At 40.0% G+C, this 10,283-nt stretch carries 12 protein-coding genes; 8 read left to right on the top strand and 4 right to left on the bottom strand.

All coding sequences use genetic code 11. The features are described 5' to 3' along the window. A partial coding sequence (locus AAF462_06080; GenBank protein ID MEM7008689.1) for a hypothetical protein occupies nucleotides 1–1,235 on the top strand: 1,235 nt, incomplete at its 5' end. 111 nt (nucleotides 1,236–1,346) lie between these two features. After that, a complete protein-coding gene (locus AAF462_06075) occupies nucleotides 1,347–1,664 on the top strand; it encodes a hypothetical protein (protein ID MEM7008688.1) in 318 nt (105 codons plus the stop codon). A 64-nt stretch (nucleotides 1,665–1,728) separates the two neighbouring features. On the opposite strand, the gene AAF462_06070 is transcribed toward AAF462_06075, so the two are convergent. Next, complete coding sequence (locus AAF462_06070; GenBank protein ID MEM7008687.1) at nucleotides 1,729–2,907, bottom strand: sigma-70 family RNA polymerase sigma factor; 1,179 nt, start codon at nucleotides 2,905–2,907, stop codon at nucleotides 1,729–1,731. Nucleotides 2,908–3,195: 288 nt separating this feature from the next. Then, nucleotides 3,196–3,807: a superoxide dismutase gene (locus tag AAF462_06065; GenBank protein MEM7008686.1), complete on the bottom strand. Its 612-nt coding sequence runs from the start codon at nucleotides 3,805–3,807 to the stop codon at nucleotides 3,196–3,198. Between the two features lie 299 nt (nucleotides 3,808–4,106). Here AAF462_06065 and AAF462_06060 point away from each other — a divergent pair, with 299 nt between their 5' ends. From AAF462_06060 to AAF462_06035, 6 genes are all read left to right on the top strand, one after another. Beyond that, a complete protein-coding gene (locus tag AAF462_06060) occupies nucleotides 4,107–4,535 on the top strand; it encodes an Rrf2 family transcriptional regulator (protein MEM7008685.1) in 429 nt (142 codons plus the stop codon). 12 nt (nucleotides 4,536–4,547) lie between these two features. Next, nucleotides 4,548–5,984 (top strand): Fe-S cluster assembly protein SufB, encoded by a 1,437-nt coding sequence (sufB, locus tag AAF462_06055; protein MEM7008684.1) that lies wholly within the window; start codon nucleotides 4,548–4,550, stop codon nucleotides 5,982–5,984. Nucleotides 5,985–6,032: 48 nt separating this feature from the next. Continuing rightward, a complete protein-coding gene (gene sufC, locus AAF462_06050; GenBank protein MEM7008683.1) occupies nucleotides 6,033–6,794 on the top strand; it encodes a Fe-S cluster assembly ATPase SufC in 762 nt (253 codons plus the stop codon). Between the two features lie 11 nt (nucleotides 6,795–6,805). After that, the gene (gene sufD / locus AAF462_06045) at nucleotides 6,806–8,149 is read left to right on the top strand and encodes a Fe-S cluster assembly protein SufD (GenBank protein MEM7008682.1); all 1,344 of its coding nucleotides are present in this window, start codon (nucleotides 6,806–6,808) and stop codon (nucleotides 8,147–8,149) included. A gap of 11 nt (nucleotides 8,150–8,160) precedes the next feature. Then, nucleotides 8,161–8,475, top strand: coding sequence for a non-heme iron oxygenase ferredoxin subunit (locus tag AAF462_06040; protein MEM7008681.1), 315 nt, complete (start codon nucleotides 8,161–8,163; stop codon nucleotides 8,473–8,475). Nucleotides 8,476–8,546: 71 nt separating this feature from the next. Next, on the top strand, nucleotides 8,547–8,888 hold the full coding sequence (locus tag AAF462_06035) for a DUF488 family protein (GenBank protein MEM7008680.1): 342 nt from the start codon (nucleotides 8,547–8,549) through the stop codon (nucleotides 8,886–8,888). On the opposite strand, the gene AAF462_06030 is transcribed toward AAF462_06035, so the two are convergent. Further along, the gene (locus AAF462_06030) at nucleotides 8,885–9,613 is read right to left on the bottom strand and encodes a UDP-2,3-diacylglucosamine diphosphatase (GenBank protein ID MEM7008679.1); all 729 of its coding nucleotides are present in this window, start codon (nucleotides 9,611–9,613) and stop codon (nucleotides 8,885–8,887) included. The genes AAF462_06035 and AAF462_06030 overlap by 4 nt on opposite strands. A 213-nt stretch (nucleotides 9,614–9,826) precedes the next feature. Continuing rightward, nucleotides 9,827–10,283 (bottom strand): dihydroxy-acid dehydratase (locus tag AAF462_06025; protein ID MEM7008678.1); only part of this gene is annotated, 457 nt, incomplete at its 5' end.

The raw sequence follows: 10,283 nt of genomic DNA, 5'->3' as shown, positions 1-10,283 counted from the left end.
CTGATGAAGGTGTTGAATTTGCAGATAAGATGTTTGAACACATTAAAAATACTGTTTACGAGGCAAGTACGGATCTTGCTTCAGAAAAGGGAAGCTTCCCTGTATTTGATCTTGACACTCATCTCTCGAGACCTTTCCTTGACTCCGTTGATAGTCGTATTGTTGACAAGATCAAAAAACAGGGGCTTAGAAATGCCTGTATTCTAACAGTTCCCCCAGTAGGAAGCGGATCGGTCCTTGCTGGCACTACTAGCGGTGTTGAACCGGCTTTTGCGCTGTCTTACTACAGACGCTCCGAATCACTCTCTAAAGAAGAGTTTAAGGTATATCATCCTCTTGTTGAGGAATATATGGAGCAGTTTGATTTAGAGGATGACACAGAGCTCCCGGATACATTTGTAACATCACACGAAATAGAGCCTGAGATGAGAGTGCGCATGCAGGCCGCAATTCAAAAACATATCGATTCATGCATTTCAAGCACTGTAAATTTACCAGCTGATATTACTTTAGAAGAAGTTGAAAAGATTTACTTCCTTGCTTGGAAACTTGGCTGTAAAGGAATTACAGTTTACAGAGAAGGTTCCAGAGAAGGGATCTTGGTAACTGAAGAAGAGGCCAAATCCCAACAGCAAGATAAAGACGAAAAAAATCTTCCGACCCAGACCCAGGACGAAGGGATGAACAAAACCCATCACCCCAACCCCATCTCATCCCTTCGTTCATCCTCTAGTGAAGAGGTTAAACCTATCAAAAGACCAATGTGTCTTCAGGGCTTCACAGAGGTTATTAAGACAGGGTACGGAAATCTATACGTAACAGTAAACACCTTGGAGGACAGACCGCTTGAGGTCTTCGTTCAAATAGGTAAATCGGGGTATTCAACAATGGCTGATGCCGAGGCCACTGGACGTTTGGTATCACTAGCCCTTAGATCAGGTATTACGGTTGAGGACGTGATTGAGCAGCTTGAAGGCATCGGAGGATCTTCTCCTGTGTTCTCAGAAGGAAAACTCGTTATGTCTATTCCTGACGCTGTAGCTACAGTATTAAAAAGACACTTTGTTGAGGTTGGTGGTGAGGCAGCTTCAAATGCGCCAGCACCCACAGATGGAGCAACGAAAAAAGCCATGGACTTAAATCTAGAGCGTTGTCCTGAATGCGGAGACAGAGCCCTAGCCTTTGAGCAGGGCTGTATGACATGCAAGAGCTGCGGATACTCTAAGTGTGATTAGAACAAAGGAAAACCTTAAATAAAAAACTAAAGGCCCTTCTCTTATTAGAGAATGGGCCTTTTTTATTGCGAATTACAAGCACAAGCATGTTAGACTTATAGCGAGAGCAAAATGGAGAGAAAAAAGGGAAGTATAATATCAGGCATATTCTGGATGTTTTTAATATCCATCTTACTATTCTGGCTTCCAGGAATCGGGCCTTTTATAGCTGGAATTGTAGGAGGGAAGAAATCAGGCGGTCTCTTTAACGCTATTATTGCCGTGTTTTTACCAGCCATAGTTTTGGGCGCTTTTCTATTCTTGTTTACCTCTGTATTAACCGGTGCGCCTGTCATAGGCTTTGTGGCGGGAGCAGGAAGTTTTGTCCTCGTAGTTTCTAATGTAGGCCCTCTTCTTCTTGGCGCAATAATAGGCGGACTTTTAAACTAGACCTAATCTACAGTTTTGAAATGGATATGCTCTGCTGAATTTCGGAAGATCTTTGGCTGAGTTATTATCTGAGGAAACTTTCAAGGTGTTCTTTAATATCTGAGTTTGCAAGTTTTCCTAGAGCCGCTTTTTCTATCTGCCTTATTCTTTCACGAGTAAGGTTAAAACGCTTTCCAATTTCGTCTAGCGTATAAGTGCTGTGCTGATCAATACCAAACCTGAGACGAAGTATCTCCTCTTCCCTAGGGTTAAGAAGCGTTAGAGCCTCTCTGAGTTTATCTGTAAGGTCTGATTTGGCTACCATGGAGTCTGGAATAATTGTCTCAGCATCCGCAATAGAATCTAAAAGTGTAGTTTTTTCCCCATCTAAAATTGGAGTATCCAAGCTGATAGCATCTTTTGTTGAACGAAGAATTCTTTTTACTACTTCAACAGATATACCGGATTTTTTGGATATTTCTTTTGGAGTAGGTTTTCTATTTAATTTTTTTGCCAAAACAGCATTCACTTTATAAACCCTGTTTGCTTGCTCCAACAGATAGACTGGAACTTTAATTGTTCTAGTCTGGCCTTGCAGGGCTCTAAGTATAGCCTGATGTATCCACCAGGATGCATAGGTTGAGAATTTAAAACCTTTTCTGTGGTCAAATCTTTCAACCGCTCTCATGAGCCCCATGTTGCCTTCTTGAATGAGATCAGAAAGTGGAAGCCCTCTTCCCATATATTTTCTTGAAATTGTAATGACAAGCCTTAGGTTTGCCTTAACAAACCTCTGCTTCATTCTCTTTGCATTTTCACTGTATACTTTAATAAAACCATTTAGGCTTTTAATACGTTTCAGAATTGTTGCTCTGTTGGTACCGTTCCTACCGTTTTTGTGGCCATTAGATTTTATTTTTGAGCTTTTTACACCTAACTTATTAACAACTAAGCTAAGTTCTCTTGTCATATTTTCACATTTTTTAATTTTTGCTGATATCTCTACCTCTTCCTGAGCTGTAAAAAGTGGTTCTACAGACATGTCTTTAAAATAGACATATAAAAGACGAAGTTGTTCATCAGGTGTTTCATCAGCTTTAGATTTACTTTTTGTTTTCCTGGACTGGAAGTGATTCTCAGATTCTTCATCCTGCATATAAGTCTCTTTGAATTTAAGTGAGCTTACATCTTCAGATTCTTCAGAGAACTCTCCGAATTCACCTACTGATATAGAATCATCGAACTCTTTATATTTCGTTTCCATGTCGGTTTCCTTTAAATATCTAAAATTATTATATTATTGCAATAGATGGGACAAAAATATGCATAGCTATTTGTCAAGAATAAGCTGTTTTAAGGAACCTTTGGGGAGGGGGGCCTCCAAAATATAAACCGTAAAACCTATTTATATAATTCTCCAGTACCTATATATGCTAATAATTCTGTACCATCTTATTACTAAAACACCCATGAAATTATCTAAATCACGAGCTTAAAACGTTCCAACTTCCGGTTACCGCCAATTCTATCAAATTCTGAAAATTAATTCAACCTATTTTGATGCGGCGTAATTTGCTGCAACTTGTTCCCAGTTAACAACATTCCAAAACGCCGAGATATAATCTGGTCTTCTGTTCTGATAATTCAAATAATACGCATGCTCCCATACATCCAGACCAAGAATAGGTGCTAGTCCATCTGACATAGGATTATCCTGATTTGGAGTTGAGGTAACAACCAAATTGCCGCCTCCATCAACACATAGCCATGCCCAGCCGCTTCCAAAACGAGTTGCTCCAGCTTTTGCAAATTGTTCTTTAAAAGCATCAAGGCTGCCAAATGCTGAATTAATTGCATCTGCAAGTTCTCCGCTTGGCTCGCCTCCACCACTTGGGCTCATGCATAGCCAAAACATTGAATGGTTTACATGGCCACCACCGTTGTTTCTTACGGCGGTTCTAATATCCTCAGGCACTGAGCTTAGATCTTTGACAAGCTCTTCAGCAGTTTTGCTCTCAAGTTCAGAGTGATTTGCTAAAGCTGCGTTCAAATTATTAACATATGTTTGATGATGCTTTCCATGGTGAATCTCCATAGTTTTTGCATCAATGTGAGGTTCTAATGCGCTGTAATCATAAGGTAGCTGAGGTAATTCGTGGGCCATTTTAAATCCTCCCGACTGTATTTTCATATTCTTATTGAATATTCAATAATTAAGATAAGTTAGAAAAGAGTGAAGCTTGCCTCCCAAAGCATGTTTCCCCCTTTAATTAACCGCTACAGTCTACCTTCTAAAACAGGCTGTGTCAAAGCTAAATACGCAGATATGGATACCTATTATTTATTGACAAAAAATAATTATCTGGTAATTTTTACCAATTAGGAACTTGTATATTGTGGAGTCATAAAGTCCACAATATAAATTCCTAAGAATAAATGGGTCAACCATGGGGAAAAATCTAAATGCAAGTAACTAAAACTTTAGATTATGCGGTCAGATCGCTTACTTATATGGGTCACCAACCCATCAGCAAGCACAGTATGAAAGAGATCTCAGAAGAGCAACATATCCCTCTTAGCTATCTGGCAAAAATAATGCGAAGATTAGTTAAAAAAGGACTCGTTAGATCCTCTGTAGGACCTGACGGCGGTTACACTCTTCGAAAATCCCCCAATGAGATAAACCTGCGCGATATATATGAGGCAATAGAGGGCGAGATAAGAATGGTTGACTGCATGGAAGACGATTCAGTTTGTGTTTTGCATGACAGTTGTCCACAGCTCCCAGTATGGGACAAAATTCAGATGTCGATGGTAAAGATTCTAGAAGATACAACACTTGCAGATATGCTAAAAGATAAAGACAACAATATTTTTAATCAGGTGAATTAAGGAGGCTTTTTAATGAGTGTCGATTTAGAGAAATTAGCGGAACAGGAATACAAATATGGCTTCGTAACAGATGTGGAGCAGGAAGTAGCTCCAGTAGGACTTAACGAAGACGTCATCCGTATGATCTCAGCTAAAAAGAATGAACCTGAGTGGCTACTTGAGTGGCGACTCAAAGCCTATGAGCATTGGCAGACAATGAAAGAACCAACGTGGCCCAACGTTCATTATCCTCCCGTGGATTATCAAGGAATCAGCTACTATGCGGCTCCTAAAAACACGCCTAAGCTTGACAGCTTGGATGATTTAGATCCGGAAATTAAAGAAACTTACGACAAACTCGGAATACCTCTTGAAGAGCAGAAAATGTTGGCCGGAGTTGCAGTAGACGCAGTATTTGATAGCGTATCAGTGATCACAACATTTAAAGAAACACTAGCGGAAGCCGGGGTTATATTTTGCTCGATCTCGGAGGCTGTACAGGAGTACCCTGAGCTTGTAAAGCAATACTTAGGCTATGTCGTGCCTCATAACGACAATTTTTTTGCGGCTCTTAATACAGCAGTTTTTACAGATGGCTCCTTTGTTTATATTCCAAAAGGCGTAAGATGCCCAATGGAGCTTTCAACTTATTTTAGAATCAATGCTGAAAACACAGGTCAATTTGAAAGAACATTAATTATTGCGGAAGAAGGAAGCTATGTGAGCTATTTAGAAGGCTGCACCGCTCCTAAGCGTGATGAGAATCAGCTGCACGCAGCTGTTGTAGAGCTTATCGCACATAAAGATGCAACGATTAAATACTCAACAATACAAAACTGGTATCCCGGAGACAGTGAGGGTAAAGGTGGTATATATAACTTTGTTACCAAACGCGGCAGATGCATCGGTGATAACTCCCATATCTCCTGGACACAAGTTGAAACGGGCTCTGCCATTACATGGAAATACCCAAGCTGCATATTAGAGGGAGATAACTCTGTCGGGGAGTTTTATTCAGTTGCACTTACCAACAGAAGACAGCAGGCAGACACTGGAACAAAAATGATACACAAAGGGAAAAACACCTCTAGCACAATCATCTCAAAAGGTATCTCCGCAGGACTTGGACAAAACACATACAGAGGCCTTGTCGAGATTGGAAAGGATGCGACTAGCGCAAGAAATTATACTCAATGTGATTCTATGTTGATCGGTGATAAGTGCGGTGCACATACGTTCCCATACATTGAAGTTAAGAATTCAACTGCTCAGATGGAACACGAAGCATCAACCTCAAAAATCGGTGAGGACCAGATCTTTTATTGCCAGCAAAGGGGTCTTTCGGCAGAAGATGCTGTGTCGCTGATTGTAAACGGTTTTTGTAAGGACGTATTTAAAGAGCTCCCGTTTGAGTTTGCGGTAGAGGCAGAGAAGCTGCTTAGCATTAGTCTAGAGGGTAGTGTCGGATAGCATTCCTACTCAAATTAAAGAATATCTAAGGTTATAAGGAGACTTAACATGCTGGAAATCAAAAATCTGCATGCAAGTGTAGAGGATCAGGAAATCTTAAAGGGACTTAACCTAACAATTAACCCCGGAGAGGTTCACTCTATTATGGGACCAAACGGCTCAGGGAAAAGTACACTTGCACAGGTATTAGCTGGGCGAGATTCCTATGAAGTGACACAGGGAGAAGTCCTATTTGAAGGCAAAGATCTTTTAGATCTAGAGCCCGAAGAAAGGGCATGCGAGGGTATATTCCTGGCATTTCAATACCCTGTAGAAATACCGGGGGTTGCAAACACATATCTTCTTCGTGAAGCATTGAATTCAGTGCGCAAATACAGAGGTGAGGAGCCGCTTAAGCATATCGAATTTGCAAAATTCGCCAAACAAAAAATGGAAGTTATGCATATGGATGACAATCTTCTCAAACGCGCCGTCAATGAGGGCTTTTCAGGAGGAGAGAAAAAGAGAAACGAAATATTTCAAATGCAGATTCTTGAGCCTAAGTTGGCCGTTTTAGACGAGACGGACTCAGGACTCGACATTGATGCACTAAAGATTGTAGCTGACGGAGTTAATTCTCTTAGAGGCCCTGATAGAGGATTTTTAGTTATCACCCATTATCAAAGACTGCTTGATTACATTGTGCCCGACTTCGTTCATGTTTTGGTTGACGGTAAGATAGTCAAATCCGGCGGCAAAGAGCTTGCTCTTGAGCTTGAAGATAAGGGCTACGGATGGATTGAAGAAGAGAAAGCAGCGGCTAACAGTTAGGAGAGAACAAGATGGGCATTACTTTATCACAAAAAGATAACGGATATTCACAAGGGTTTTCAGTATTTGAAAAAGAGGCTCCGGGAAGTGAGATTGGTTGGCTTAAAACAACTAGACAAGAAGCTATAACTAAATTTTTAGAGCTTGGTTTTCCTACACTTAAAGATGAGGATTGGCGCTTCACAAACCTGGCAGCAATTGCTAGAAGTTCATTTGATATATTAGAAAATGGATTGGATAAAGTCTCATCCTCCGATTTAGCACCCTATCAGTTTCAAAACGATAATGTGGTTGAGCTTGTATTTGTAAATGGTCATTATTCAGAGCAACTGTCAAAAACTGCAGATCTGCCCAACGGGGTAATAGTAAAGAGTTTGGCTCATGCTATAGAAACAGAGCAAGATATCTTGCAAGATAACTTGGCTAAATATGCAGACTTTACAAGCGAGGCTTTTACTGCACTAAATACAGCATTTATGACTGACGGTGGTTTCATATTTATTCCTAAGGGAACTATATTTGAGACACCTATACACCTTCTCTATATTTCTACAGGAGGGCAGCAGCCATCTATAACGAATCCAAGAAATTTAATCATCGCCGAAGCTAACGCAGAGGCAAATATAGTTGAGCATTATGCATCGCTTAATGATGATGTTTATCTTTCTAATGTCGTAACCGAAATAGTTGTAGGAGAGAACAGTTCAATTGGCCACTATATGATAGAGCTTGAGAGCAGAAATGCATTTAATGTATCAACCCTGCGGGTCCAGCAAGCAAGAAGCAGCAACATTAAATCTCACTCTATTCTCATGGGCGGATCACTGGTTAGAAATAATGTTCATCCCGTTCTCGCTGGCGAGGGCTGTGATTCATTAATCAATGGACTATTTATGTCCACTAACCGTCAGCACATGGACAACTACATGAAAGTAGAGCACGCTAGCCCCCATTGTGATAGTCGTCAGCTATATAACGGCGTTTTAGACGGACGCTCAAGAGGGGTGTTCCACGGCCGTATCATAGTGCATGAAGATGCTCAGAAAACTGACGCAAAACAGACCAATAGAAACCTTCTTTTATCTGACAATGCTCAGATCGACACAAAGCCGCAGCTTGAAATTTATGCAGACGACGTAAAATGCACCCACGGAGCCACAATCGGGCAAATTGATGAGAACGCCCTATTCTATTTGCGATCAAGGGGTATTTCCAAAGATGCATCTAGAGATATCATCATGAATGCATTTACAAATGAGACTTTTGAAAGCATGAGTGTTGAACCTGTGAAAGAATACTGCGCTAATTTAGTTACAAACTGGTTTAGCTTAAGAAAACAAGAACAGGCTGCATAAACGGATTACAAATGGCTGAATTTGAAAAAGTAGCTAAAACATCTGAAATAAATCCTGGTGAAGTTAAATCTGTAATTGTTGGCAATCTAGCAATTGCTATATGCAATTCAGACGGTGAGTACTTTGCATTTATTGATGAATGCTCGCATGAGACCCTTCCATTATCAGACGGCATTTTAGACGGCAAGACTATAACATGTGCATATCATGGAGCTGAGTTTGATGTAGAAAGTGGTGAAGCGCTATGCCTGCCTGCTGTAGATCGGATAGAGACCTTTAAGCTTAAAGTTGATGGCGATGACATCTACGTTCTAGTAGAAGATTAAAGTTACGTCTATATTTCCTATTAAGTTTTTGATTACCCAAATACAGATCTATATTATATTTAGCACATCTGATGAAAATAAAATTAAAAAGAGTTTACGATGTACCCGAGGAATCTGACGGAGTTAGGGTACTAGTTGAAAGGCTTTGGCCAAGGGGGTTATCAAAAGAAAAAGCCAAGGTCGACATTTGGCTTAAAGAAGCGGCGCCCTCAACTGATCTTAGAAAGTGGTTTAATCATGACAAAGATAAGTGGGAAGAATTCAAACAGCGCTATTACTCAGAGTTAGATAATAATAGACTATCTCTTGAACCTATTTTTGAGATTTCCAGTGATAAAAATATCACTTTTGTATTTGCATCTAAAGAAAATCGATTTAATAATGCGGCTGCACTTAGAGACTATTTAACCTAAAGAGCGGGTCTTAACCTGAGTCTAGGAGCACTGGACTCGATTGATTTTACAGGCTTTGTGAACTTATTAAGCGTCACCCTTTGATCATCTATAAGCACATAGTGGCAATATCTGTCATTCCAGCATCCAGTGTTAAAATACTCCACCCCATTTTTAGCTACATTAGTCGCTCTGTGAGTATGACCGCAAAAAACAAAGTCAGCTTTGTTCTTCTTACCATACTCAAGCGCCCTAATATTTACAGTTTCCGATACCCTTTGCCAGGACTTGTTGTTATAGCACATAGGGTGAAAAATATCTCTGTCTAAAATTTCATCAATAGACCTTAGTCCTTTGTAAATTGTGCTTGCAAACTTGGCTAGATAATTCTTTTTCAAAGTGTAGTCATCAAATTGATGTCCGTGAATAGCTAAGAGCTTTTTGCCATTTATAGTCCAGTCATATTCCTTTACGGCTCTTATGTTAAACATAGAAGGAATTGATTTATTGAGCATCTCATCATGGTTTCCTTCTACCCAAATAACTTCTTTAATCTCAGAGATTTTATTTAGGACGTTTAAGAATGTCCACTCATCCTCATTTAGCTTCTTAAAATCCGGACGGTCAAAAAGATCGCCCAGGATAATAAGTTTTCCAAAATCCACCGATTTGATAAAAGAGGTCAGATCTTTAGCTCGGTTAAAAGATGAGCCTAAGTGTACGTCAGAAACTATTAGTGTAGTCATAATCTCCATCATCCTCCTTATTTTTCCATTATCTTATATCTACACTTCTAATTTATAACTATTAATATTGTAGGGGCTAAAGTTTAAGAGAGTTTTAGGATTTGTTTAAGATTCTATTAAAAATAGAATAAAATCCGCAATTTACATTAACTCTGGATGAAAATTGCGGATTTTATATAAAGATTTGATTAAGATTTAAAATGAGTGAATTTATTAGTTATCGGTTACTGCACCTTCAGATGCTGAGGAAACAAGTTTTGCGTACTTAGCGAGCACACCTCTTTTTTCCTTAGGCGCAGGCTTTTTCCATGCTTTAAGCCGTCTGTGAATCTCTGCCTTAGGTAAGTTTAGGTTTATTTCACGCTTTAATGCATCTATTGTAATTTGATCTCCGTTTTTCACTATAGCAATTATGCCGCCGTCTGCAGCCTCGGGTGTAATGTGCCCGACAACAAAACCGTGCGTTCCGCCTGAGAAACGTCCGTCTGTAATCAGAGCAACATCATCGCCGAGCCCCTTGCCCATAATTGCTGACGTTGGAGCAAGCATCTCCCTCATACCAGGTCCCCCTCGTGGACCTTCGTAGCGCACAACTATTACGTGCCCTTGTTTGACTCGTCCATTGAGAATTGCCTTTAGACAGTCCTCCTCTGAGTTGAACACAATTGCT

This window comes from Thermodesulfobacteriota bacterium, assembly GCA_039028315.1.
In the GTDB taxonomy this organism is placed as follows: Bacteria; Desulfobacterota_D; UBA1144; order Nemesobacterales; family UBA2774; genus CR02bin9.
The sequence above is the reverse complement of the archived record's forward strand: the minus strand, read 5'-3'. Positions and strand labels throughout refer to the sequence as shown.

Bases quoted from the DNA above. Each gene is read 5' to 3' on its own strand.
- AAF462_06065 (MEM7008686.1), bottom strand. From the start codon at position 3,807: ATGGCCCACGAATTACCTCAGCTACCTTATGATTACAGCGCATTAGAA.
- AAF462_06030 (MEM7008679.1), bottom strand. From the start codon at position 9,613: ATGACTACACTAATAGTTTCTGACGTACACTTAGGCTCATCTTTTAAC.
- AAF462_06060 (MEM7008685.1), top strand. From the start codon at position 4,107: ATGCAAGTAACTAAAACTTTAGATTATGCGGTCAGATCGCTTACTTAT.
- sufC (MEM7008683.1), top strand. From the start codon at position 6,033: ATGCTGGAAATCAAAAATCTGCATGCAAGTGTAGAGGATCAGGAAATC.
- sufB (MEM7008684.1), top strand. From the start codon at position 4,548: ATGAGTGTCGATTTAGAGAAATTAGCGGAACAGGAATACAAATATGGC.
- AAF462_06040 (MEM7008681.1), top strand. From the start codon at position 8,161: ATGGCTGAATTTGAAAAAGTAGCTAAAACATCTGAAATAAATCCTGGT.
- sufD (MEM7008682.1), top strand. From the start codon at position 6,806: ATGGGCATTACTTTATCACAAAAAGATAACGGATATTCACAAGGGTTT.
- AAF462_06075 (MEM7008688.1), top strand. From the start codon at position 1,347: ATGGAGAGAAAAAAGGGAAGTATAATATCAGGCATATTCTGGATGTTT.
- AAF462_06035 (MEM7008680.1), top strand. From the start codon at position 8,547: ATGAAAATAAAATTAAAAAGAGTTTACGATGTACCCGAGGAATCTGAC.
- AAF462_06070 (MEM7008687.1), bottom strand. From the start codon at position 2,907: ATGGAAACGAAATATAAAGAGTTCGATGATTCTATATCAGTAGGTGAA.